The sequence below is a fragment of the Arthrobacter sp. SIMBA_036 genome (assembly GCF_046535135.1).
Taxonomy (GTDB): domain Bacteria; phylum Actinomycetota; class Actinomycetes; order Actinomycetales; family Micrococcaceae; genus Arthrobacter.
On sequence record NZ_JAWRXG010000001.1, the window covers coordinates 450223 to 475016 of the forward strand.

At 62.1% G+C, this 24794-nt stretch carries 24 protein-coding genes; 18 read left to right on the forward strand and 6 right to left on the reverse strand.

The features are described from left to right. Nucleotides 1-69 precede the first annotated feature (69 nt). From atpA to SB659_RS02110, 6 genes are all read left to right on the forward strand, one after another. Entirely contained in the window at nt 70-1707 is a 1638-nt protein-coding gene (gene atpA, locus SB659_RS02085; RefSeq protein ID WP_284975411.1) for a F0F1 ATP synthase subunit alpha, read from the forward strand. Nucleotides 1708-1783: 76 nt separating this feature from the next. Further along, on the forward strand, nt 1784-2674 hold the full coding sequence (locus SB659_RS02090) for a F0F1 ATP synthase subunit gamma (protein ID WP_284975354.1): 891 nt from the start codon (nt 1784-1786) through the stop codon (nt 2672-2674). Nucleotides 2675-2758: 84 nt separating this feature from the next. After that, nucleotides 2759-4210 (forward strand): F0F1 ATP synthase subunit beta, encoded by a 1452-nt coding sequence (gene atpD / locus SB659_RS02095; protein ID WP_284975355.1) that lies wholly within the window; start codon nt 2759-2761, stop codon nt 4208-4210. Nucleotide 4211: 1 nt separating this feature from the next. After that, entirely contained in the window at nt 4212-4496 is a 285-nt protein-coding gene (locus SB659_RS02100) for a F0F1 ATP synthase subunit epsilon (RefSeq protein ID WP_284979677.1), read from the forward strand. A 10-nt stretch (nt 4497-4506) separates the two neighbouring features. Next, on the forward strand, nt 4507-4938 hold the full coding sequence (locus SB659_RS02105) for a DUF2550 domain-containing protein (protein ID WP_284975357.1): 432 nt from the start codon (nt 4507-4509) through the stop codon (nt 4936-4938). A gap of 191 nt (nt 4939-5129) precedes the next feature. After that, nucleotides 5130-7583, forward strand: coding sequence for a bifunctional lysylphosphatidylglycerol flippase/synthetase MprF (locus SB659_RS02110; RefSeq protein ID WP_410549408.1), 2454 nt, complete (start codon nt 5130-5132; stop codon nt 7581-7583). A 153-nt stretch (nt 7584-7736) separates the two neighbouring features. On the opposite strand, the gene SB659_RS02115 is transcribed toward SB659_RS02110, so the two are convergent. The 3 genes from SB659_RS02115 to nucS form a co-directional block, all read right to left on the reverse strand. Further along, nucleotides 7737-7940, reverse strand: coding sequence for a cold-shock protein (locus SB659_RS02115; RefSeq protein WP_017199737.1), 204 nt, complete (start codon nt 7938-7940; stop codon nt 7737-7739). Nucleotides 7941-8234: 294 nt separating this feature from the next. Further along, on the reverse strand, nt 8235-9482 hold the full coding sequence (nagA, locus tag SB659_RS02120; protein ID WP_284979675.1) for an N-acetylglucosamine-6-phosphate deacetylase: 1248 nt from the start codon (nt 9480-9482) through the stop codon (nt 8235-8237). Nucleotides 9483-9525: 43 nt separating this feature from the next. Then, the gene (gene nucS, locus SB659_RS02125) at nt 9526-10221 is read right to left on the reverse strand and encodes an endonuclease NucS (protein WP_284979674.1); all 696 of its coding nucleotides are present in this window, start codon (nt 10219-10221) and stop codon (nt 9526-9528) included. A 49-nt stretch (nt 10222-10270) separates the two neighbouring features. On the opposite strand from nucS, the gene SB659_RS02130 reads away from it, so the two are divergent. Both SB659_RS02130 and SB659_RS02135 read left to right on the forward strand, forming a co-directional pair. After that, nucleotides 10271-10615 carry an ATP/GTP-binding protein gene (locus SB659_RS02130; protein WP_284979673.1) on the forward strand — a complete coding sequence of 115 codons (345 nt, stop codon included), beginning with the start codon at nt 10271-10273 and terminating at the stop codon, nt 10613-10615. 19 nt (nt 10616-10634) lie between these two features. After that, nucleotides 10635-11429: an alpha/beta hydrolase gene (locus tag SB659_RS02135; protein WP_410549327.1), complete on the forward strand. Its 795-nt coding sequence runs from the start codon at nt 10635-10637 to the stop codon at nt 11427-11429. 15 nt (nt 11430-11444) lie between these two features. Here SB659_RS02135 and SB659_RS02140 read toward each other — a convergent pair whose 3' ends face one another. Next, the gene (locus SB659_RS02140) at nt 11445-12737 is read right to left on the reverse strand and encodes an AI-2E family transporter (RefSeq protein WP_410549328.1); all 1293 of its coding nucleotides are present in this window, start codon (nt 12735-12737) and stop codon (nt 11445-11447) included. 232 nt (nt 12738-12969) lie between these two features. Between SB659_RS02140 and SB659_RS02145 the strand changes: the two genes are divergently transcribed. From SB659_RS02145 to SB659_RS02170, 6 genes are all read left to right on the forward strand, one after another. Further along, entirely contained in the window at nt 12970-14850 is a 1881-nt protein-coding gene (locus SB659_RS02145) for a hypothetical protein (RefSeq protein WP_410549329.1), read from the forward strand. A 38-nt stretch (nt 14851-14888) separates the two neighbouring features. Beyond that, nucleotides 14889-15881 carry a tetratricopeptide repeat protein gene (locus tag SB659_RS02150; protein ID WP_410549330.1) on the forward strand — a complete coding sequence of 331 codons (993 nt, stop codon included), beginning with the start codon at nt 14889-14891 and terminating at the stop codon, nt 15879-15881. Next, on the forward strand, nt 15881-16981 hold the full coding sequence (locus SB659_RS02155; RefSeq protein WP_410549331.1) for an NADH:flavin oxidoreductase/NADH oxidase: 1101 nt from the start codon (nt 15881-15883) through the stop codon (nt 16979-16981). Before SB659_RS02150 ends, SB659_RS02155 begins: the two co-directional genes overlap by 1 nt. Nucleotides 16982-17047: 66 nt before the next feature. Next, the gene (gene nagB / locus SB659_RS02160) at nt 17048-17830 is read left to right on the forward strand and encodes a glucosamine-6-phosphate deaminase (protein WP_284975366.1); all 783 of its coding nucleotides are present in this window, start codon (nt 17048-17050) and stop codon (nt 17828-17830) included. Nucleotides 17831-17838: 8 nt separating this feature from the next. Beyond that, complete coding sequence (locus tag SB659_RS02165; RefSeq protein ID WP_284975413.1) at nt 17839-18174, forward strand: DUF3039 domain-containing protein; 336 nt, start codon at nt 17839-17841, stop codon at nt 18172-18174. Next, nucleotides 18174-19955: a DEAD/DEAH box helicase gene (locus SB659_RS02170; protein WP_410549332.1), complete on the forward strand. Its 1782-nt coding sequence runs from the start codon at nt 18174-18176 to the stop codon at nt 19953-19955. Before SB659_RS02165 ends, SB659_RS02170 begins: the two co-directional genes overlap by 1 nt. A 26-nt stretch (nt 19956-19981) precedes the next feature. Here SB659_RS02170 and SB659_RS02175 read toward each other — a convergent pair whose 3' ends face one another. After that, a complete protein-coding gene (locus tag SB659_RS02175) occupies nt 19982-20608 on the reverse strand; it encodes an isochorismatase family protein (protein WP_410549333.1) in 627 nt (208 codons plus the stop codon). Continuing rightward, nucleotides 20608-21936 carry a nicotinate phosphoribosyltransferase gene (locus SB659_RS02180; RefSeq protein ID WP_410549334.1) on the reverse strand — a complete coding sequence of 443 codons (1329 nt, stop codon included), beginning with the start codon at nt 21934-21936 and terminating at the stop codon, nt 20608-20610. Before SB659_RS02180 ends, SB659_RS02175 begins: the two co-directional genes overlap by 1 nt. A 37-nt stretch (nt 21937-21973) precedes the next feature. On the opposite strand from SB659_RS02180, the gene clpS reads away from it, so the two are divergent. From clpS to SB659_RS02200, 4 genes are all read left to right on the forward strand, one after another. Beyond that, entirely contained in the window at nt 21974-22336 is a 363-nt protein-coding gene (clpS, locus tag SB659_RS02185; protein WP_284975370.1) for an ATP-dependent Clp protease adapter ClpS, read from the forward strand. Further along, nucleotides 22329-22895, forward strand: coding sequence for a DUF2017 domain-containing protein (locus SB659_RS02190; protein WP_410549335.1), 567 nt, complete (start codon nt 22329-22331; stop codon nt 22893-22895). Before clpS ends, SB659_RS02190 begins: the two co-directional genes overlap by 8 nt. Nucleotides 22896-22998: 103 nt before the next feature. Beyond that, nucleotides 22999-24000 (forward strand): glutamate racemase, encoded by a 1002-nt coding sequence (gene murI / locus SB659_RS02195; RefSeq protein WP_410549336.1) that lies wholly within the window; start codon nt 22999-23001, stop codon nt 23998-24000. Next, on the forward strand, nt 23997-24794 hold the full coding sequence (locus tag SB659_RS02200) for an MBL fold metallo-hydrolase (protein WP_410549337.1): 798 nt from the start codon (nt 23997-23999) through the stop codon (nt 24792-24794). Before murI ends, SB659_RS02200 begins: the two co-directional genes overlap by 4 nt.

Consider the following 24794-nt stretch of genomic DNA (forward strand, 5'->3'; position numbering starts at 1 on the left):
CTTAACTGATATAAAACCCGGTCATCGTGAGCAACGATGATCACGAAAACAGGAGAGCAGGGACTGCAGATGGCCGAATTGACCATCAACGCCGACGACGTCCGTAATGCGTTGAACGAGTTCGCGGCGTCCTACGAACCCGGAAACGCTGAGCGCGTAGAGGTTGGTCGTGTGACCGCCGCAAGTGATGGCATCGCCCGTGTTGAGGGACTTCCCTCGGTCATGGCGAACGAGCTCCTTCGCTTCGAAGATGGCACGCTGGGCCTCGCCCAGAACCTTGACGTCCGCGAGATCGGTGTCATTATCCTCGGTGACTTCACCGGGATTGAAGAAGGCCAGGAAGTTCACCGCACCGGTGAGATCCTGTCCGTGCCGGTAGGCGATGCCTTCCTCGGTCGTGTCGTTGACCCCTTGGGCCAGCCGATCGATGACCTTGGCGAGATCAAAGCCGAAGGCACGCGTGCCCTCGAACTACAGGCTCCCGGCGTCACTGAGCGCAAGTCTGTTCACGAGCCGATGCAGACCGGACTGAAGGCCATCGACGCCATGATCCCGATCGGCCGCGGCCAGCGTCAGTTGATCATCGGTGACCGCCAGACGGGTAAGACCGCCATTGCCGTGGACACGATCATCAACCAGAAGGCCAACTGGGCTTCGGGAGATGTGACCAAGCAGGTTCGCTGCGTCTACGTTGGTGTTGGCCAGAAGGCTTCCACCATCGCGGCCGTCCGCCAGACCCTTGAGGACCACGGCGCGCTGGAATACACCACGATCGTGGCATCACCGGCATCTGACCCCGCGGGCTTCAAGTACTTGGCACCGTACGCAGGTTCGGCCATTGGCCAGCACTGGATGTACGGCGGCAAGCACGTTTTGGTGATCTTCGATGACCTGTCCAAGCAGGCCGAGGCTTACCGCGCCGTGTCGCTCTTGCTGCGCCGTCCGCCGGGACGCGAAGCATACCCGGGTGACGTCTTCTACTTGCACTCCCGCCTTCTTGAGCGTTGTGCAAAGCTCTCCGACGAGCTTGGCGCAGGTTCGATGACCGGTCTTCCGATTGTCGAAACCAAGGCAAACGACGTTTCCGCCTACATTCCGACCAACGTGATCTCCATCACCGATGGCCAGATCTTCCTGCAGTCGGACCTCTTCAACGCCAACCAGCGCCCTGCTGTTGACGTTGGTGTCTCGGTATCCCGCGTTGGTGGCGCTGCACAGGTCAAGTCCATGAAGAAGGTCTCCGGTACCTTGAAGCTGGACCTGGCACAGTACCGCGACATGCAGGCATTCGCGATGTTCGCCTCGGACCTCGATGCTGCTTCCCGTCAGCAGCTCACCCGCGGTGCGCGTCTGATGGAACTGCTCAAGCAGGGCCAGTACTCGCCGTTCCCTGTCGAGAACCAGGTTGTTTCCATCTGGGCCGGCACGAACGGTTACTTGGATGACATTCCGGTTGAAGACATCAACCGCTTTGAGTCCGAGTTCCTCGAGCACCTGAAGCACCAGTCCTCCATCCTGACCACGCTGGCACAGACCAACGTCCTGGATGACGACACCGCTGCAGCTTTGAAGCAGGCAATTGTTGCCTTCAAGAAGGGCTTCTTCGGGCAGGGTGACGACCACTTGGTTGGCGCCGGCCATGAAGAGCACGCAGCGATCTCCGGCGGCGACGTCGACCAGGAAAAGATCGTCAAGCAGAAGCGCTAGTTTCGATTGGCTGCCCCGCCGGAGTCCGAGAGGGCTTCGGCGGGGCGGCATATCGGGAACTTAGGAAAGGAAAAGTATGGGAGCCCAGATTCGGGTCTACCGTCAGAAGATCAGCTCGACGACGTCGATGCGCAAGATCTTCAAGGCGATGGAACTGATCGCTACCTCGCGCATTGGTAAGGCCCGCGCCCGCGTAGCAGCTTCACTGCCCTACGCGAACGCGATTACCCGCGCCGTTTCTGCTGTCGCAACTCAGAGCGAAGTCGACCACCCCCTGACCACCGAGCCGGAGCAGATCCGCCGGGCCGCAGTCCTGATCATCACATCGGACCGTGGCCTTGCAGGATCCTACTCGGCAAGTGTGCTCAAGCAGGCCGAGGGTTTGACGGAGCTACTTCACGCAGAAGGCAAGGAAGTCAAGGCATACCTGGTTGGCCGCAAGGCCCAGGCGTACTTCGATTTCCGTGGCCGGTCCTACACACGTGTGTGGACCGGTGGCACGGACGCGCCGGAATTCGCCACAGCCAGGGAAGTCGGAGCCGCTCTTCTGGAAGACTTCTCCACTGACTTTGAAGAGGGCGGCGTGGACGAGATCCACGTCGTATATACCCGCTTCAAGTCCATGGTGACGCAGGAGCCGACGGTTATTCGTCTTCTTCCGCTCGAGGTCGTTGAAGAGGAAGCACCCTCGGAGACCGATTTGCTGCCGTTGTACGAATTTGAACCGGAAACGGAGCAGGTTCTAGATGCCCTGCTTCCGCGTTACATCGAATCCCGCATCTTCGCAGCAATGCTGCAGGCGGCGGCTTCCGAGCTCGCAGCCCGCCAGCGTGCTATGAAGTCGGCCGGTGACAACGCTACCGATTTGATCAAGAAGTACACGCGTCTTCGCAACACGGCCCGACAAGCCGAGATTACGCAGGAGCTTTCCGAAATCGTTGCCGGCGCCGACGCCCTAGCGTCCTAGCCAGCCGCGGATTCGGTTCGAAGCCGCACCTGCACCAAACAGATAAACTTAACCCCACGCCATCTACTGAGTGAAGTGAGAGAGATGACTGCCACTGCTACCGAACACGTAGCAACGGCCGGTGCCACCGGCCGCATTGCCCGTGTTATTGGTCCGGTTGTCGACGTCGAATTCCCGGCTGACGCAATCCCCTCGATTTATAACGCTCTGACCACCGAGATCACCCTCAACGGCCAGACCAAGACCATCACGTTCGAGACCTCCCAGCACCTGGGTGACAACCTTGTTCGCGCTATCTCCCTGCAGGCCACCGACGGACTCGTCCGCGGGACCACCGTGCAGGACACCGGTGCTCCGATCTCCGTGCCCGTTGGCGACGGCGTCAAGGGCCACATCTTCAACGTTCTCGGCAAGCCGCTGGACGTCGAAGAGTCCGAGATCAAGGCTGACGCCTACTGGCCGATCCACCGCAAGGCTCCGGCTTTTGCCTCCCTCGAGGGCTCCACGGAGATGCTCGAGACCGGCATCAAGGTCATCGACCTTCTCACCCCCTACATCAAGGGTGGCAAGATCGGTCTGTTCGGTGGCGCCGGCGTTGGCAAGACCGTTCTGATCCAGGAAATGATCACCCGTGTTGCCCGTAACTTCGGTGGTACTTCGGTATTCGCCGGTGTTGGCGAGCGTACCCGTGAAGGCAACGACCTCTGGGTTGAAATGGAAGAGGCAGGTGTTCTCAAGGACACCGCGCTTGTCTTCGGCCAGATGGATGAGCCGCCGGGAACGCGCCTTCGCGTTGCGCTTTCGGCGCTGACCATGGCGGAGTACTTCCGCGATGTGCAGAACCAGGACGTACTGCTCTTCATCGACAACATCTTCCGCTTCACGCAGGCCGGTTCGGAAGTTTCCACTCTGCTCGGCCGTATGCCGTCCGCAGTGGGCTACCAGCCGAACCTTGCGGATGAGATGGGTCTTCTCCAGGAGCGCATCACGTCCACCAAGGGCCACTCCATCACGTCAATGCAGGCCATTTACGTGCCCGCAGATGACTACACGGACCCGGCACCGGCCACGACCTTCGCACACCTGGACGCGACCACGGAACTTTCCCGTGAAATCGCTTCCCGTGGTTTGTACCCGGCCGTTGACCCGCTGACGTCCACCTCGCGTATCTTGGACCCCCAGTACATCGGTAAGGATCACTACAACACGGCCGTCCGTGTGAAGCAGATCCTGCAGAAGAACAAGGAACTCCAGGACATCATCGCCATCCTCGGTGTCGATGAACTGTCTGAAGAGGACAAGATCGTCGTATCCCGCGCTCGTCGCATCCAGCAGTTCCTGTCCCAGAACACCTACACCGCCAAGCAGTTCACCGGCGTCGAGGGCTCCACGGTATCCATCAAGGACACCGTCGAAGGCTTCACGGCAATCTGCGACGGCGAACTCGACCACATCGCAGAGCAGGCGTTCTTCAACGTCGGTGGCCTGGATGATGTTGAGCGTAACTGGGCCAAGATCCAGGAACAGACCAAGTAGTATGGCCGAGCTCGAGGTTGAGATTGTTGCAGCAGACCACTTCGTGTGGTCTGGCGCGGCCAAGATGGTAAAGGCCCGCACCAGCGATGGTGAAATCGGAATCCTGCCGGGCCACTCGCCGCTCTTGGCCATCATGGCCGCTGGCGAGCTGGCAATCCAGCCGGTTTCCGGTGACCGAATTGCGGTAGTCGTGGACGGTGGATTCTTCTCCGTTGACAACAACCGTGTGGTCATTGTCGCTGACAACGCCCAACTGGGCGAAGCGGCTACAGCGGGGATCCGATAGCAAGACCTTGATGGACGATTCCCTCATTCCGTTCATCGCCTTGGCGACGGCGTTTACGTTGCTGATTTTTACACTGTGCCTTTTCGGGGTGCGCCGCTTCAATTTGCGGCGTGCCCTGGGCACGGTCGATGCCTCCATTTGCACAGCTGGTAACAGTTGGCAGATGGGGGTTTGTCGTTATCAGGACAGTGAACTTGAGTGGTTCCGCCTGATGTCGCTGAGCGTGATTCCGAAGCACAGGTTCAAACGCAGTTCACTTGAACTCCTTGGCCGCCGTAAACCAACGGAAGACGAACTCGTCAAAGTCCAGCCCGACGTCGTGATCGTGGAGCTTCAGTACGAAGGCAACAAGTTCATGTTGGCCATGAATTTTGATGCTTACGCCGGACTGTCCTCGTGGTTGGAAGCCGGACCCGTCATCGGGGTTGGAACCTGGCGCTAGCATTGTTTTCGAGCGGGGCTCCGGCCAGGGATTGGAAATACCATGTGCTTGGAGAAGAGAATCGCACCCTTTAGCATCCACCTTCCGCATGCTGTCCCGAGGTGGATTTCGTCGTCTCACGCTCCATCTGACGTGGGGTCGGGACGGTGAGCTTGGCTTTCAGGAGCCTCATCCGGCCGGCATGGTTCCGGATGGGCCGCCATCTGCGGAAATCGCCTTTCACCTTGCTCGTGCTGGTGGTGTTCGTATCAGTGTCCCTGGCAGCGGGCACCTTCTTTGCAGGTCCCCCTGAGTCATGGTTGCCGTTCGCCGGCGCAACGCTGGAGGGCCTGAAGGCCGGGCAGTGGTGGGCCATTTGGACGTCGTTGTTTTTCACGACGAATCCCTTGGCCTATGTCACGTCGATCTTGATGATCCTGTTCCTGCTAAGTCTCGCTGAACGCCGTTTCGGTGCGTTGAAGACCGCGGCCATCTTCTTAGGTAGCCAATTCGCCTGCGTATCCGCTTTCCTGATGATCACCCAGGTGGCGGTTTACGCCGATGATGGTTGGCTGTCGCGAATGGCCGACACAGCGCTTATCGGGCCTTATGGGGCTATCCTCGCGACCACTCTTGCTGCCAGTGGCCTCTTCTCGACCCTGTGGCAACGCCGCTTGCGTACCGCGGTCCTGGCCCTGTCCATTCTCTTGGTCCTCTATGTTGGCCATGCGGAGACGGTCATGGGTCTTATTGGCGCCCTTATAGGCCTAATTGCCGGGCTATGGACCCAGAGCAGCCGGGGGAGTCTTCAGTTGCGGCGTTCCACTGGCCGGGAGGTCCGGAATCTGCTCTCTCTCGTCACGGCGATTTTCGCCGTCGGTCCCTTGGTGGCTGCGGCGGCGAGCAGTCCATCCGGGCCGTTGGCCCTCCTGCGGGATGTGATTCTCAACCCGCTGCCCACCTTGAGCCAAGTGGAGGGCAATTGCGGCGGCACGATCGATGTAGCCTGCCTCGAAATAGCACGGCAAGGCCACCCCGGTCCTTTCGGCCTCGCCCTGGCAGTGGTACCGGTAGTACTGCTTCTTATCTGTGCTGACGGCATGCGTCGCGGCCGGCGGATGGCGCTGGGCATCGCGATCGGCGTGCAACTGTTGGTGGTGGCACTATCTGCGACGTACCTCGGTCTGTTTGCAGGCATAGCCCTGTCCCAAGGACGTCCTCGCGTGGGCGCGATGGACACCGCCATCGTGCACCTGATGCCGGTGGTTCTTGTTCCGTTGGTACTCGCCTCCTTGCTGTTTGCCTATCGTGGCCATTTCAGGGTGGAGTCTTCCTCCCGCTTACGACGCCGGGTCTTCTGGCTGGTTGGCATGACAGGCGGCATCCTCATCTTGGCTTATGCCGATGTTTGGCTTGCCTCCGGGGGAATGGCGCGCGACGGCGGTCTGTTGGGTTTAGCGGCTGAACTCGCCAGGCAGTACCTGCCGGTCCCGTTGCCGGCAGCGTATCGAAAGGTATTCGCGGACCGTGATGCCTTTGAAGTCTTCCTTTTCTCCTATTCGGGGACAGTTTTCTGGCTGGTGGCCTTGATAGGGGTCTGGGTGCTCCTGGTTCGGCGTCATCCCGTGGGAGCTATGGATCACCACGGCAGGGAGCGTGCGCGCGCCTTGGTCAAGGTTGGCGGCGATTCGCTCTCCTGGATGGCGCTTTGGGCTCCGAATAAATATTGGTTCAACCCCGAAGGTACCGGGGGAGTGGCGTATCAGCAGCACGGCCATGTGGCTCTTACCTTGGCTGGACCGTTTGGATCGCGTGAACAGCAGCAGGCTACCGTGGACGGATTCATGGAGGATTGCACGCGTCGGGCGCTGATACCGTGCCTGTACTCATGTACCGAGGAGCTATGGCCCGCGTTGGAGGCCAGGGGATTCCGCCGGGTGGCTGTGGCCCAGGAAACTCGGTTGCGTGTTCGGGAACTCGTCTTTCGAGGCAAAGAGTGGCAGAACGTGCGGACTGCCCTGAACCGCGCAGCCAAGATGGGGATCGAAGCTGTATGGGGCGCGTACGCAGACTTCCCGCACGGCATCAGGGCACAGGTGAGCGAGGTTTCGGAAGAGTGGGCCGCGAAGAAGCGCATCCCTGAAATGGGCTTTACGCTGGGCGGCCTCGACGAGCTCGAAGACCCTGATGTTCTGTGTTGCGTCGCGGTGGACGCCTCTGGCCGTGTTTATGGGGTGACAAGTTGGTTGCCCGTCTTCGAAAACGGCAGGGTGGTCAGTTGGACCTTGGACTTCATGCGGCGTCGCAGTGGTGCCTTTCCAGGAGTCATGGAGTTCATGATCGCTTCGGCAGTGCTTCATCTGCGGGAAACGGTGGAAGTAATCTCGTTGTCAGGCTCGCCCCTGACGCCGGAGAAGAACGACATTGAACAGGCAGAGGGGTTGCCTGGAATATTGGAGGTGGTGGGACAAGCGTTGGAACCCGTTTATGGATTCAGGTCCCTTGCCTCGTTTAAATCACGGTTCCAACCGGAGTATCGGACCTTGTACATGTATTATCAGGACCCTTTGGACCTCCCTGCCGTGGGGCGGGCCCTCAGCCGGGCTTACCTTCCCGGATTGTCGGTCCGGCATTCAGCACGGTTGCTGCGGACCTTGGTTGGTTGAAATCTCAACGTTTATTCGCGTTGCTTAATTCTAATTCGACACGCATGGCGGTTGCTATCCGATTCAGGTGGCGGGATTAAACGCATTGGCCCCGGAGTTTACCGGGGCCAATGAGTTACCAAAGTCTGCGGGTGCAGAAATCACCACATGGAACTAGACGACGGTGACACCTGTGGCCTGGGGACCCTTGGCGCCCTGACCGATCTCGAACTGAACCCGCTGGTTCTCGTCGAGGGTCTTGAAGCCGCCGGTCTGGATCTCGGAGTAGTGGACGAAGACGTCGCCATCTGCGTCATCAGGGGTAATGAAGCCGAAGCCCTTTTCAGCATTGAACCACTTGACGGTTCCCAGTGCCATGTATTTCTCCTCATTATGGAACATTAGTCCGGTACACCTCGTACCGGCCTTGTTGCTCCGCGAGAAGACCTGGATTCCATAAAGGCCGGGGCCCGCCGGGATTCGCAGAAGCTTCACGCTCGCAACACGTCTTGCGAGCATGAAAAACCACCTACACAAAGACTGCTATAACACTTTCATGTGCTCTGCCGGAGGTCAACGGTCTCTAGGGTAATTCAAGAAAATTTAGGGTAAAAAGAAGGTAACGGTGCACTGGCTATCCGAATCTGCATTGCTATGAGAACGCTTGGATTGCTAAGAGAGCCATTGGCCATTTCGCATGACGCCTGTGAGTTCAAGGTCTGCGTCTGTCACTATTATGTCCGCGCGGAGGCCCCGGCGCAGGCCACCTATCTCATCCGAGAGACCGAGGACAGCCGCTGGGACAGCAGTGGCTGAGCAGAGGGCATCTGTCAGTTCGACGCCGGCAGCAACAGTCTTGCGGACCACATCGAGGAGGGTGGCGGTTCCCCCGGCTATGGAGCCGGTGGCATCCAGCGTGGCGATGCCGTCGGTGACCGTGACGGAGGAAGGCCCCAGCACGTATTTTCCGTCCGACAGTCCCGCTGCTGCCATGGAATCGGTCACCAGGACGATATTGGCTGCTCCGACCAACTGGAATACCGTGGCAACGGTGCTCGGATCAAGGTGGACGCCGTCCGCGATCAGTTCCACCACCGCTTTTCCTTCTTGCGCGGCCCGAAGGCATGCAGCCACCGGGCCCGGCGCGCGGTGATGCATCGGAGGCATCCCATTGAAGAGGTGCGTGACGGTCGGCAGCGAGCTGACGCCGTCGAACCCTGCGGACTCCATTCCTTCGCGGGCGGCGGCCAGGGACGCCGCCGCGGTGGCGTCGTCGCAGTCCGTGTGGCCCAAGGAGGGCGTCACGCCGTGCGAGGTCATCAGGTCCACCAGCGCTGCGGCACCGGGCAGTTCCGGCGCGTAGGTCATGGTGGTCAGTTTCCCGCCCGCGGCGCCAGCGAGCTCCGCCATGAAGTCGAGATCCGGCTCGAGCAGGAAATCGGGGTTTTGCGCCCCGCATCTGGCATGGGAAAGGAACGGCCCTTCGAGGTGGATTCCTGCCACCAAGCCCTCATCGGCCAGCTGGACGTACAGCTCTATGCCGCGGAGGAGGTCCTCGCGCGGGGCCGTGACCATGCTGGCCAGGAAGGTGGTTGTTCCGGACCGGTGCAGGAAATCGACGGCCTGGCGGGCGGAACCCTCTTCTCCGCTGGGAAAGTCGCCGCCGTTACCGCCGTGACAATGAAGGTCTATGAGGCCCGGCAGAAGGTAACTTCCGCTCGGCACGCCCAGGCGGATCGCGCTCTGGAATCCGTCGAAAGCCTCAGGGTCGAAGCCGGCGGCTGGCCCCGCATACGCGATGCGGTCGCCGTCGATGGCGATCAAGCCGTCCTCCAGCACCTCACCGTCACTGACCAGCGTCCCCTTGACGATCTGATGGCTTGGCGCGGACGGAGAGGCAAAATGATCTGCGGCAGTCATGGTCTGAGTCTAGTAGCCTGCAGCCGCGGCCCTGGGAAAGGGCTTAGAACAGCCTTGACCCACTGTCATCCACACCACGCATGGCGTCATAATCCAGCGTGACGCAGTCGATGCCCCGGTCGTTGGCCAGCACCTTGGCCTGTGGCTTGATCTGTTGGGCAGCGAAGATTCCGCGCACCGGGGCGAGTAGGGGGTCGCGGTTGAGCAGTTCCAAGTAGCGGGTCAGCTGTTCGACGCCGTCGATGTCGCCCCTGCGCTTCAACTCGATGGCCACGGTCGCCCCTGTGGCGTCCCTGGCGAGAATATCCACGGGGCCGATGGCAGTGAAGTACTCACGCCGGATCAGCGAGAAGCCCGTGCCCAGCGTTTCTATCTGCTCGGCGAGGAGGCGTTGCAGGTCTGCTTCGACGCCGTCCTTGATGAGTCCCGGATCGGTCCCGAGTTCGTGGGAGGAGTCGTGCAGGTGCTCATAGATGTTGATGATGAGGCGGTCGTCGGCTTTGGCTGACTGGACTGTCCACTGCTCAATCACCCCGGATTCGAGGTCAGTGTCCTCGGGCGTGCCCACACGGAGCTTGGCGGGCGGACTCATCCAGTTCAGCGGCTTGTAGGACCCGCCGTCCGAATGCACCAGGACCGAACCGTCGGCCTTGACCACAAGGAGCCGCGTGGCCAGGGGGAGGTGGGCCTTCAAACGGCCGACGTAATCAACAGAACAACGGGCTATGACGAGTCGCACGCGGCCAACATTACCGTGTGGATGGCACATGCTGGGGCAGAATGGAACCATGCCCCGCTCCAACCGACCCCGCCGCAACACGTCCACTGGGCGAGGCGCCAAGCCGGCGGGCAAGTGGATGGAACCTCCCGTCGAACTGGATCTTGAGCGTGCACGGGGCGGCATTGTCCGGCGGGAAAGTGCCCCGGACGGCGAATGGGTAGTCCGGACCATGACGGCCAAGAAAGCGGAGAAGCAGTACATCTGCCCGGGTTGCTCCACGGCCATCCTGCCCGGCGTTGCGCATTTGGTGGTGTGGTCCGATAGCCATCTGTTCGGACAAGCCGCCGGCTTGGCCGAACGTAGGCATTGGCACACGAACTGCTGGGCTTCCCGGACGTACCGCTACCGCTGATGCCCGTAGGCTTGGAAGCATGACTTTCGACCCCGCATCGTTCGTTTTCGCTTCCCAGGATGCTCCGTCCGGCATCCGCGCGTCCACGGTATTGCCCGCCCGGCGGGAAAATGTGGAGTTCACCACACAGGACGGGAAGGTCTTGGTGGGGGAGCTTGCGCTGCCCGAATCAGGGGAGATCAGCGCCACCCTCATCACGCTTCACCCGTTGCCGACGCACGGGGGGTTCATGGACTCTCACGTCTACCGGAAAGCCTCGTGCAGGCTTCCCGCACTGGCCGGGATTGCTGTTCTCAGGTTCAACACCCGCGGCACGGCATCGCCTCGAGGAGTCAGTGACGGCGAGTTTGAGGAGGGTATCGGCGAGCGTTACGACGTCGAAGCCGCCGTGCGTTTCGCAGTGGAACGGGGCCTGCCAAACCGCTGGCTGGTTGGCTGGTCCTTCGGCACCGAACTTGCCCTGATGTATGGGGCTTCGGAGCCAGTCGCATCACAGATCGAAGGTGCTGTGCTGTTGTCTCCACCGTTGCATCGGGCCACCGACGTCCACCTGAAAGAGTGGGCAGCCTCGGGCAAACCCCTGACCGTCCTGGTACCGGAGCACGACGACTACTTGCAGCCAGCCGAGGCACACCGCCGCTTCAGCGTGGTTCCCCAGGCGAGGGTGGTGGGCGTCGACGGCGCCAAGCACCTTTGGGTCGGCGAGAAGTATGCGGCGCGCGTGTTGGACGAGATTGTCGACGACGTGACGGCGGAGGGCGCGGGAGTGGACGGACTGCCCCGGGAGTGGGCGGGGCCGGTTGCGACGGCATAGCCCGGTCGCGACGGGCTAGTGGCGGTCCTGCCGCACAATGAAGACTTCCTTGATCAGCAGCATGGTGGCCGCGGCCGTTGGGATCGCGATCAACGCCCCGAGGACGCCGAGCAAGCTGCCGCCGGCGATCACGGAAATCACTGCTACGGCTCCGGGCACTGCGACTGCCCTCTGCATGATGCGTGGGGAGATGAAGTAAGCCTCGAACTGCAGGTAGGCAAAGTAGGCAATTGCGTAAACCACTGCGGTCTGCCAGCCGGCCGTGAGGGCCACCAAGATGACCACCACTGCTGCGATGAGCCCACCCACCAAGGGTATGAACGCCAGCAGGGCCACCACGAAGGCCAACAGAACACTGAAGGGGATGCCTAGGATGGTCATGACAATGAAGGCAAATGCGGCGTTCAAGAGCGCAACACAGACTTGGCCGATGACGTAGTTACCCACGGAATCGGTGATGGCCTCGGAAAGCGCCTCTACCCTCGGGCGGCGCGATCGAGGTGCCAGGCGGTAGCCCCATTTCTTCATGGAGGGCAGTGCTGCAAGGAAGTAGAGGCTGAGGACCAAGACGATCAGCGAGCCGAACAGGCCGTTGGCCACAGTTGAGCCGAAGCCGACGACGCCGCCGAAGATGCCGCCCATGGCTTGCGGATCCTTGACGAACTTGTCCAGTTCAGTGGTGATCCGGTCCCTGATCCCGAACTGGCTATCGACGCTACGGAAGAAGTCAGAGTTGAGGAAGCTGCGAATCCACTCCGGCCCTTGGCGGACGATCTCCGAGACCTGTTCGACGATGGTCGGGATCAACGTGGCAAAGAACCCGGCCACGGCCAGCACCAGGACGGAGACGGAAATAAGGATGCCGGCCGGCCGCGGGACTTTGTGGTTCTCGAGCCACCGGACCACGGGATCCAGCCCCAAAGCGATGAAGAGCGCTGCGACAATCCACAGGATGAGCTGCGTGGTGTTGCTGGCGATGTAAAAGACGGCAAGGGCAGCACCGACGCCGGCCGTGCCCAGGAATCCTACGTAGAGCGGGTGCTGCGATGAGATCCGCGGGCCGGGGGAGCCGAAGCCGTGATCATCCTCGGTTTCGGTGTCCGTGCCGTAGCCCTCACCGGTCTCCTCCGGGGGCATCTCGAAGCGCATGCGGGTCCGCGCTCCCGGGATGGGCTGGCGCAACCGGCGGCTGATCGCGGCCAGTCGCCCCGTCCTCACCGGCGGGGTGGCGGAGATACCGTCGACAGGAGCATCCGCAGCACTTGACCCGGTCTCATCGGCGGGACGGGACTCCAGATGGTCTTTCACGCGGTATCAGCCTTTTCTTCGATGGAATGGGGTGGATATTGGGCGGCAACACGGAACCAATTGACGCTTAAGTGCCCGAATGTCCTGCGGATATCATGATCATCGCCACACTATCAGCAGCCGCGAATCACGCAGCGGCTGTGCCACGGCGCGGTTTCGAGGGCCTTGACAAGGACCCCCGATCTGACTCCGTGATAACAAAACGGTTACCCTTAAAGTTCAACGACCGCTGATGATAGGTGATCCTGTGCGTTTGAAGACTGCAGCCTTGCTGGTGCTGCTGGGCCTGCTGACGATGTTGGCCGGCATCGGCCAGCTGACTTTTTGGGCCCCTCCAGAGACCGTGACAGCTTCGGTTCCCGGCGACACCAAGGCCGCCCCGCTGACTGTGATCGATCAAAAACTGATTTCCCAGCACGATGGGCCGGTGAAGATCAAGATCCAAGGTGACGGTAACTTCGTTGTCGCTACGGGTCGTCCCGACGACGTCCAAGCTTGGGTTGGCAAAACCGCCCACAATACCCTGACTGGTGTTTCCGAGGACCAGAAGTCGCTCCAGGTGACCTCCTCCGACGGCGAAGCCAAAGCTCCATCGCCTGCCGGATCGGATCTGTGGGTGAGCACCGAGAACGGCAGTGGCGAGCTCGACTTCACGTGGAACCCGCCTGCTGACGGAGACTGGTCACTCCTGGTGGCCAGCGACGGTACCAAGCCGGCGCCTTCGGCAATTTCCATGACGGTTCCCAACCACGCCACCACGCCCTGGGCTGTCCCCTTCATCGTCTTGGGCATCATCATCATGCTGGCAGGAATCGCACTGCCATTCATCACCAAGACGCTGTCCAACCGGAAGAACAACAACGACGGCGAAGGTCCGGACGGGGGAGCGAAAACCAGCACGCTTCCTGCCCAGTCGGGCGCCCTTCCGGCCACGGATGCCAGCCGTCGTCGTGGCTCCGAAACTGACGGGCCTGCGTTGAGGGTGACGGCAGTCGCTGCCGCGCTTGCAGCTGTCATGGTCGGTGGCACCGCTATTGCAGCGCAAGCTGATACGTCCCCAGCCCCGGAACCGAGTTCCACCAGCACCGCGAGCCCGAGTTCCACCAGCACCGCGAGCCCGAGTTCCAACAGCACGGCGAGCCCAAGCTCCAGCAGCACGGCGAGCCCAAGCTCCAGCAGCACCGTGAGCCCGTCGGCCGATGCTTCCTCTCCGGCGGGGAAGGGCACGCCGGTCATTCTCGAATCACAACTGCAGCGCATCCTCGAGCAGGTAGCGAGCACCGTTGACGCCGCAGATGCCGCCAAGGATGCCGCGAAGCTGGCGCCCAGGGTTGACAAGATGGAGCTCTTGGTCCGGACGCAGAACTACAAGATCCGCTCCACGGTCTCTGCATATGAACCCCGGATGCCGATCCGCGCCACCAAGCTTCAAAGCAGCGTCATCAGCACCAAGCGCGATTGGCCCCGCACGGTCTACGCCCTGACCCAGGGCGACGGCAACGTGGTTCCCCAGGTGCTGACCTTGGTGCAGCTCTCACCGCGCGAGAACTACAAACTGTGGGGTAGCGCACCGCTCCAGCCCGGCACGAACTTCCCGTCCTTCCCGGCTCCCCGGGAAGGGACGGCGGCGATCCAAGCCAGCGACAAGACCGGCTTGGAATACAGCGGCAACGAAGCGTTGGGCATTTTGTCGGAGATGCTGACGAATCCTGTTTCGCCGAACCGCAGCAAGCTCGCCGACGGCCAGGCTTCGCCATATATCGCCGGCGCCCTGGCCTACCAGGCGGACACGGTCAAAAGCGGTACCAGCGCCAACTTCACCTTCACGCACACTCCGGTCACCAACCAGACCGTGGTGCTCCGTACCGCTGATGGTGGTGCACTGGTGGTGGGCCGCCTCGACTTCTCCTTTGAAGGAACACCGAAGTCCGCAGGCGACAAGCTCATACTCCAGGACGATTCGGCAGTGTTTGCCGGTGGCAAGGAAACCACCACGGGAATGGTCTTGAAGTTCGCGGAGTCAGTTGCGGTCTACATTCCCCCGGCAGGTTCTTCTGATCCGATGAAGCTGGTCGCGGCTACGCGTGGCCTCGTGGGCGCCAGCTTCAAGTAGGAAATGCCCCAGGCAGGGCAGCGGCTAGAGTGGACGGTATGAGTTCGCCCGGATACCGACCCACTCCAGCCGCTGCCAGCCAGCTCAACCTTCGCGGCGCCGTCGACCTCTCGACGTTGCGGCGCCCCGCCTCCCCGCCTGCGTCGCCACCGGCGGCGCCCCCGGGCGGAACCGCAGCCGCACCGCCGGCCACTGACGACGCCGGCACCGCGCCACTTCGGGTGGACGCCAATGAATCGAACTTCCAGGATCTTGTGCAGTTGTCAGCCCAGATCCCCGTCCTGTTCCTGTTGTGGTCCAGGTACGCGCCCGAGTCCCCGGCGGTCCTTGACGCCGTTGAGCGTGTCGTCCTCACTTACGGCGGCCGCTTGGTCCTTGCAGCCGCCGACGTTGATGCTTTCCCGCAGTTGGCGCAGGCTTTCCAAGTGGACGCAGTCCCGACGGCCGTCGCCGTCATTAAGGGCCAGCCCGTGCCCCTGTTCCAAGGCCCTGCGGACGACGCACAAATCGGCAGCCTGATGGAGGAACTGCTGAAGGTCGCGGCCGCCAATGGCGTGACCGGAACCATCGGCGACGGGGGACCGGCCCAGGACGCGGGTCCCGCACCTCTGCCACCACTGCATCAGGCAGCCATTGACGCTATTGAGGCCGGCGACTACGCCGCTGCTGCCGCCGCCTACAAGCAGGCCCTTCTTGACCAACCCGCAGACGCCGATGCAAAAGCGGGCCTTGCCCAGGTTGAACTGATGGCCCGGTTGGAGTCGCTCAGCGCGCGAGCAGCGGAAAGCCTCCGGGAGCTGGCGGCCACAGAGCCGGACAATCTGGAGGCACAGTTGGGAGTCGCGGACCTTGACGTGTCCGGTGGCCACATCGAGGACGCCTTCAACCGGATCATCTCCTTTATCGGCAGGAACTTTGGACCGGAGCGTGATACGGCCCGGATACGCCTCCTTGAGCTCTTCGAAGTAGTGGGCAGCTCTGACGAGAGGGTCGCCAAAGCCCGCCACGGCCTGGCAAGGGTGCTGTTCTAGTGCCGTCCGCACTGTTCACGCCCATCGAACTGCGGTCGCTGACCATCCCCCATCGGGGCTGGGTCTCGCCGATGTGCCAGTACAGCTGTACTCCCGAAACCGGGGAGGGGGTGCCCAATGATTGGCATCTGATGCATCTTGGCTCTTTCGCTGCCGGTGGTGCCGCACTCATGCTGACGGAGGCGGCCGCCGTGAATGCGGCCGGTCGTATCAGCCCCCGGGATGCAGGGCTGTACACCGACGAGCAGGCGGCGGCGTGGGAGCGGATAGTCCACTTCGTGCACCAGCACGGCGCAGTGGATTGCAAGATCGGGGTCCAACTGGCGCACGCCGGACGCAAGGGATCAACGTATTGGCCTTTCGCCGATCGCTCCGGTTCCGTGCCGGCTGACGACGGCGGTTGGGTGACTTCCGGTCCCTCAAACCAGCCCTTCGAGGGGTATGCGCCGCCTGTGGCCATGTCCGAGCAGGAAATCGAAGGTGTTGTGGCCGACTTCGCAACCGCCGCAGGCCGTGCGGTTGCCGCAGGTTTTGACACCGTGGAGATCCATGGTGCCCATGGCTACCTTCTCCATCAGTTCCAAAGCCCGCTGATCAACACCCGAACAGACAAGTGGGGCGGAAGCGAAGAAGACAGGAACCGGTTGATGCTCACGGTGGTTGACGCCGTCCGGGATGTCATCCCTGATTCGATGCCGCTGCTGTTGAGGATCTCTGCGACCGACTGGGCCGAAGGGGGCGTGGATGTTGAGGCGTCGGTTCGTTTGGCCCGGGCCGCAGCGGAGCGGGGCGTGGACCTGGTTGATGTTTCCAGTGGTGGCGCCGTTGCCCATCAAAAGATCCGTGCGGTGCCCGGTTACCAGGCAGGGTTCGCCGAGCAGGTTAAGCGCGACGCCGGTGTCAGGACCGGGGCGGTGGGACTCCTTACGAGCCCTGCGCAGACCGAGGACATTGTGGCCAACGGCAGGGCCGACGCGGTCTTTATGGCCCGCGCCGCGTTGCGGGATCCGCATTGGTGGCTGAGGGCAGCTTACGAGCTTGGCTACGACATTCCCTGGGTTCCGCAATACCAGAGGGCTGTTCCGCGCCACGGTTTCTAGATCCCTTAATGTCGGACATGGGATATCCTGTCAGCTCGCAGCCTTAACCAAGGAAAGGTCAGGACGATGGAAGTTGTCATTCTCCCCGGCGCCCACCAGATAGGTGTCCTGGCAGCTGATGCCATCGAGGCACTGGTGCGCCGGAAGCCTCATGCCGTGCTGGGTTTGGCTACCGGCTCATCTCCCTTGCCGATCTATGACGAGTTGGCGCGCCGCCATGAAGCGGAGGGCTTGGACTTTAGCCAAGCGCAAGGCTTCTCGTTGGACGAATACGTAGGACTGGAACCCGGGCACCCGGAGTCTTACCGCGAGGTCATCCGCCGCGAGTTCACTGACCGCGTGAACATTGCTCCGGAGAATGTTCACGGTCCCAACGGCGCCGCACCGGACCTTGAAGCGGCATGCCAGGAATACGAGGATGCCATCAAGGCAGCGGGCGGAGTGGACCTGCAGATCCTCGGAGTCGGGACCGATGGGCACATCGGCTTCAACGAGCCGGGGTCGTCGTTGGCATCAAGGACCCGGATCAAGACGCTGATCGAGCAAACACGCAAGGACAATGCCCGTTTCTTCGACAGTATCGACGACGTTCCGCACCACGTGGTGACCCAAGGCCTGGGGACCATCATGGACGCCCGTCACGTCCTGCTGGTTGCGACCGGCGCCCAGAAGGCCCAGGCGGTCCGCGACTTCGTCGAAGGTCCCGTCGCGGCCATCTGTGCCGCATCAGTGCTGCAGTTGCATCCGCACGCCACCATCCTGGTGGATGAGGCCGCCGCTTCCTCCTTGAAACTGGCCGACTACTACCGGCACACGTACGACAACAAGCCAGAGTGGCAGGGACTCTAGACGGTAAGATGGTGGGCATGACTACGCTTCCTCCGGATCCATTCGAAAACGACCCCATGCGCGAGCTTTCCGGAGCCGGAACGTCCACTGCCACCATTGAGCGCGAGGAAACGCGCCCGGAAGTGGAGCCCGGCGACCGTGAGCGGTTCTCCCACTATGTCCGCAAGGAAAAGATCATGGAGTCGGCCATGACGGGCGACCCCGTGATCGCTCTGTGCGGCAAGGTCTGGACCCCGGGTCGGGATCCCAAGAAGTTCCCGGTGTGCCCGGAGTGCAAGGAGATCTACGATGGTCTCCGCCCGGGTAAAGACGGTGGAGACAGCGGCCCAGGCAACTCCAAGTAGTGAGTGGGACAGAAACTCTTTTTGGTGGTCCATCGCTCCCTCCGGCGTACCCTGAACGGGCTGCCTGGGGGACTGCGCAGAAGCTCCGTGCGTGGCAGCAGGAGGCGCTGGATCTCTACATGGCCCGGCATCCAAAGGACTTCCTTGCCGTAGCGACGCCGGGCGCAGGTAAGACCACGTTTGCCTTGCGCATTGCCACCACGCTGCTCGATGCCGGCGTCGTGAACCGGGTAACCATCGTTGCGCCAACGGACCACCTGAAACGGCAGTGGGCAGACGCGGCCGCGAAGGTCGGGGTCGCGATCGACCCCAACTTCAAGAACTCGGACGGCCAGCACGGGCGGGGATTCGTCGGTGTTGCCGTTACGTATGCCCAGGTTGCCAGCAAGCCCATGCTGCATCGTGCCAAAACCGAGGCAGCCCGCACGTTGGTGATCTTGGACGAAATCCACCACGGTGGCGAAGCTTTGTCCTGGGGCGACGGCCTCCGGGAGGCCTTCGACCCCGCCACCCGCCGGCTTTCCTTGACGGGTACGCCGTTCCGCTCGGACACGTCGCCCATTCCGTTCGTCGAATACGCCGAGGACAGGGACGGCATCCGGAGGTCCAAGGCGGACTACACCTACGGCTATGGCAATGCGCTGCGCGATCACGTGGTGCGTCCGGTGCTTTTCATGGCCTATTCCGGGCAGATGCGTTGGCGGACCAGCGCAGGGGATGAGATGGCCGCTTCACTCGGTGAGGCCGCGGTGACCAAGGACATCACGTCCCAAGCGTGGCGTACCGCACTGAACCCCACCGGGGAATGGATTCCTGCCGTTCTGGCAGCGGCGGATAAACGCCTCAGCGAGGTGCGGCGGACCGTTCCCGACGCCGGTGGCCTGGTCATCGCCACGGACCACGACGACGCCCGCGCGTATGCGGGACAACTGAAGAAAATCACCGGACAATCGCCCACGGTGATCCTCTCGGACGACTCCAAAGCATCCAACAAGATCGAGGAATTTTCTGCAGGGGACAAGCGCTGGATGGTGGCCGTCCGCATGGTCTCCGAAGGGGTGGACGTTCCCCGACTTTCGGTGGGCGTCTACGCGACGTCGACGTCGACGCCGCTGTTCTTTGCCCAAGCCGTGGGTCGTTTCGTGCGTGCCCGGAAGAGGGGCGAGACGGCGTCGGTATTCCTTCCTTCCGTTCCGCCCTTGATGATCTTGGCGAACACCATGGAAGCGGAGCGTGACCACGCCCTGGACCGGCCGGAGAAGGACGACGACGGGCTGTTCAGCCCCGAAGAGAACCTCATGGCCGAAGCGAATCGGGAAGACAAAGCCTCCGACGAGCTCACCAAGGGCAAGTTTGAGGCGCTGGATTCGCAGGCGTCCTTTGATCGGGTGCTGTTCGACGGCGGCGAGTTCGGCACGGGCGCGGATATCGGTTCGGATGAAGAGTTGGATTTCCTGGGCATACCGGGCCTGCTGGACGCCGAGCAGGTAGGCACGCTTCTGCGTCAGCGCCAACACGAACAGCAGTCACGGAAGAAGCGTCAATCACCGTTGGCTGCTGCTGCCGCTCCAGCTATCCCTGACCACCGGATGTTGATGGACCTGAGGAGCGAACTGGCCAAGAATGTCGCCGCCTGGTCGGCCCGCACCGGGACACCCCACGGCGTGGTTCACACCAAGCTGCGGGAAGTCTGTGGCGGCCCTGCTGTTGCCCAGGCCAACGAGGAGCAATTGCAGGCACGCCTGCGCAAGCTCCAGGACTGGTTCATCGGCAGGAAGTAACCGAGCCCGCGTCAACGAAGGCGGGACTAGTCCCGTTCCACCTCGACGCCGGCGTCTTCCATTTCCTCATACGCGTCGCTGAGGTCCTGGGCGATGCCGGCGGTGAGGCCTGCGACGACGGTGGTGGTGTACCCGGCCTGCACGGCATCGATCGCCGTTGCCTTGACGCAGTAATCCGTTGCCAAACCCACCACCACGACTTCTTCGACGTCGTGGCTTTGCAGCCAGTCATCCAATCCGATGGCGTCCTCATCGATTGCCTCTGGTTCCAGGGCACCGGCCTTGAGGTCGCCGGTGGGGACGTCGTCCTCGGGGGCCAGGATGCCCTCGAATCCGGAATAGGCCGCGGTGTACTGTCCCTTGCGGAAATAGGCTTGGATGTACTCCGGGTCCAAGTCCTCGTGCAGTTCCGCGCCTTTGGTCCGTGCACGGCAGTGCGGAGGCCAGGAGTCCACCATGTCCGGTTCGTCGGAGAAGTGGTTGCCGGGCTCTATGTGCCAGTCCTGGGTTGCCACGATGTGATCGAAGTTTTGCTGGTGGGCGTCGAGGTACTCCGTGATGGCAGCGGCTACGGCAGCTCCACCATCCACGGCCAACGCGCCGCCTTCACAGAAATCGTTTTGGACGTCAACAATGATCAGGGCGCGGGACATCAGTTCTCCTCGTACACAGTGGGGATGGCTGGCTCGCCTCGCTGCAACCGGTTCACGACCGGTGGCAACTCGGCCATGCTCGCGGTGTGGCGTTGCTTGGCACGGATGACGCCCTCGGGGCCTGTCCATCCGGGCAGGACCTGGCCGTTCTTGACGAACTGGTGCAGCAATGAGCGGTCGTTGCCGTCGTCCTCGGGACGGTGCCCGATGCCAACGAGCTCGTGGGTGGCGCGGCCGCGTTCGTTGAGCTTGCGGAGGGCGTATTTGCGCCCTCCCATGCTGACCTTGTTTTTGGCGGCCTTCGCTACCGGGATGAACTCGCCGGAGTCATCGGTCCTGCTGACAAGCTTGTAGACCATGCTGGCCGTGGGAGCACCGGACCCCGTGACCAGCGAGGTCCCCACGCCATAGGAGTCGACCGGAGCCGCTTGGAGGGCTGCAATCGCGAACTCGTCCAGGTCCGAGGTCACCACGATCCGTGTGTTGACGTTCCCCAAGTCATCAAGCAATTGCCGCACCCACTGCGCTTGGGCAATGAGGTCACCGGAGTCCAGTCGGACCGCCCCCAGCTTGTCGCCGGCAAGTTCGACGGCGGTACGGACCGCTGTCTCGACGTCGTAGGTATCCACGAGCAGCGACGTCCCGGGACCGAACGCCGCGATTTGGGCCTCGAATGCCTCGCGCTCCGTGTCGTGGAGAAGAGTGAAGGAGTGCGCTGCCGTGCCGACTGTCTTGATGCCGTAGCGTCGTCCGGCCTCGAGGTTGGACGTGCTGGCAAAGCCTGCGATGACAGCGGCGCGTGCCGCCGCCGTCGCCGATTCTTCCTGGGTGCGCCGGGAGCCCATTTCGATGCATGGCCGCGAGCCGGCCGCCGAGGTCATCCGCGACGCCGCCGAGGCAATGGCGCTGTCGTGATTGAGGACCGAGAGAATGAATGTTTCCAGGATGCAAGCCTCGGCGAACGTGGACTCGACGATCAGGATGGGGGAGTTGGGGAAGTAGGCATCGCCTTCGGCGTAACCCCAAATGTCGCCACTGAACTCGTAGTTGGCCAAGTAGTCCAACGTTTCCTGGTTGACCACGTTATTGCGCTCAAGGAAGGCCAGTTCGGCGTCTCCAAAGCGGAAGTCGGCAATGCCCTCCAGGAGGCGCCCGGTGCCTCCCACCACGCCGTAACGGCGGCCGTCCGGCAGGCGGCGCGCGAAGGCTTCGAAGACTGAGCGGCGATGGGCAGCACCTGAATGCACGGCGGCCTGGAGCATCGTCAGTTCGTAGTGGTCGGTGTACAAGGAAGTTGCGGGGTGGTCCCAGGAAGAGGCTCTACTCACGGATTCACTCTAGTGCGCGCCGCCATAGAATGGACAGATGACCCCTAGCGTTGCGTACGGCACGGACATTGATCAGCGGACGGACACTGCACAACAGACCTCCACCGATGTCCTCACTGCTCCGGACATTCCTTGGAACCTCGTGATCTGGAACGATCCCGTCAACCTCATGAGTTACGTGAGTTATGTCTTCCAGAGCTATTTCGGCTACTCGGAGGCCAAATCGCACAAGCTCATGATGGAGGTCCACAAAAAGGGCCGGTCGATTGTGGCGCACGGCAGTAAGGAACAAGTGGAGCAGCATGCGGTAGCCATGCACGGGTTTGGCCTCTGGGCGACAGTAGAAAAGGCTGCCAGCGGCAACGAGACACCCGGAAAGGGCGGCCGCCAGCGTGGCTAAGGCATTCAGATACGGACTCAAGGGCATCACCGGGCACCTGGAACCGGCGGAGCGGGACTTGCTGCGCGGTTTGCTGGACGATGTCATCTCCATGCTGGAATCGGACGTGCGGGAAAACGAGGATCCGCTGGCAGCACTCATCGGCCTGGACATGGACGCCAAGAAGCCCAGCGATCGCGCCCTCCTGCGGCTGTTGCCCAACGTCATGAAAGACGACGACGCCGGTTCCCTCGAGTTCCGGCAGCTCACCGAGCGCTCTGTCAGGGAAAGCAAGATCGGCGCACTCAAAGCCACCGCGCTGGGCTTGGACAAGAACGACCTTGTCCTGACCGGCGAAGAGGCGGCCCGCTGGTCCATGGCCCTCAACGATGTGCGGCTGGTCCTGGCTGAGCGGTTGGACATCCGCGATGAGGCGGACGCCGACCACATCCACAGCATGCAGGACTGGAGCCAGGCAGAGGATGTGGAGAGCTATCTGGCCTTGGTCTATAACTTCACCACCTGGCTGCAAGAGTCTTTGGTGCAGTCGATGATCTCCGCCAGGCAGGCGCAGTCCTGATAGGAGATGCCGGTCCTGGACCGTCCGGTGTGACGCATCCGACACGAGGCGGTGGACACAGGTAATGGCCGGACACCAAGGGAAGCCTTATTCTCGAATAATTATGACTTCAGCATCGGGCAGTTCATCAGGCGACGCCCCCGTAGGGGCCCGTCCGATCGGAATCTTTGACTCCGGCGTCGGCGGCCTCACGGTGGCCCGCTCCATTATCGACCAGCTTCCCAATGAATCGATCCTCTACGTGGGTGATACCGCGAACGGTCCTTATGGGCCGCTGCCCATTGCCGAAGTGCGGGCCAATGCCCTCGGGGTCATGGACGAACTTGTGGATTCCGGCGTAAAGCTACTGACTATCGCCTGTAATTCCGCATCGGCGGCGGTGCTTCGTGACGCGCGCGAGCGGTATACCGCCCGGTACGGCATTCCCGTCATTGAGGTCATCCAACCGGCCGTGCGGAGGGCAGTCTCGGCCACGCGTTCGGGCAGGATCGGAGTTATCGGCACGTCCGCGACGGTAGGCTCCAGGGCGTATGAGGATACGTTCGCCGCTGCCCCTGACCTCACCATTACCTCTGCAGCCTGTCCTGCGTTCGTGGAATTCGTTGAAGCCGGCATCACCACCGGCCCGGACCTTCTGGCGGCTGCCAACGAATATCTCCAACCGCTCAAGGACGCGGGTGTGGACACAGTGGTGCTTGGGTGCACGCACTATCCCTTGTTGACCGGTGTAATTTCCCTCGTCATGGGCGAGGACGTGACCCTGGTTTCCAGTGCCGAAGAAACAGCCAAGGACGTGTACCGGGCGTTGGCCAACCACGGAATCCAGCGGACGGCCTCCAGCGCGCCCAGCCATGAGTTCGTCGCTACCGGCGATGCAGCAGGTTTTGAAACACTTGCGCGGCGCTTCCTGGGCCCTGAAGTCCTTTCCGTGAAGCACGTGGACCACGTGGCGGCCCAATACCCCACCGGCAGTCTCGCCCGTATCACGCCGGAAATGTTGCAAGCCGCCCGTGCAGGTTCCGGCCTGTCGCGACGCTCCTACTTCGTCCAGCCGGACGGCCTCCCGCCCGTGGATCCCGCTACGGGCCTGGGACGTGGCCTGTGAAACTGACTATCGTCGGCTGCACCGGTTCGTTTCCCGGTCCCGGCTCACCGGCGTCGTGCTATCTGGTGACTGCCCACGACGGCGAACGTCAGTGGAAAATCGTGATGGACCTCGGCAGCGGGGCGCTCGGTGCCATCCAGCGGTACACGGATTTGGAGGACATCGACGCGATTTTCCTCACCCACCTGCATCCGGACCACTGCATGGACCTGTGCGGATTGCACGTGGCAGTCCGGTGGAAGCCGGGCGGCTGGGGCCGCGACAGGATCCCCGTGTGGGGTCCTGCCGCGACGGCGGACAGGATGGCTACCGCCTACGGGCTGGACTTGGATCCGGGCATGCACGAGGAATTCGATTTCACGCACTGGGCTGAGCGCCAGCCGGTAACGGTGGGGCCTTTCACGGTGACTCCCTTCGCGGTGAACCATCCGGTGGAGGAAGCCTATGGTTTGCGGGTCACTGCCATTGAACCGGGCAAAGACGGCGTATCGGTCACGCGCACGCTGGCCTATTCGGGTGACACTGATTCGTGTTCCGGCTTGGAAGACGCGGCGCGGGACGCGGATCTTTTCCTGTGCGAAGCAGCCTTCGAAGAAGGCCGCGATGACGCGATCAAGGATGTGCACCTGACGGGGAAGCGCGCGGGTGAGGCCGCCACGAATGCAGGTGCCAAGCGCCTGCTCCTGACGCACATTCCCGTGTGGACCTCCCACACCAAGGTGATGTCCGAGGCCAAGCCTGTCTTTTTGGGGGACGTTGCTGTGGCGGTCGCCGGAGTCCATTACACGATCTAG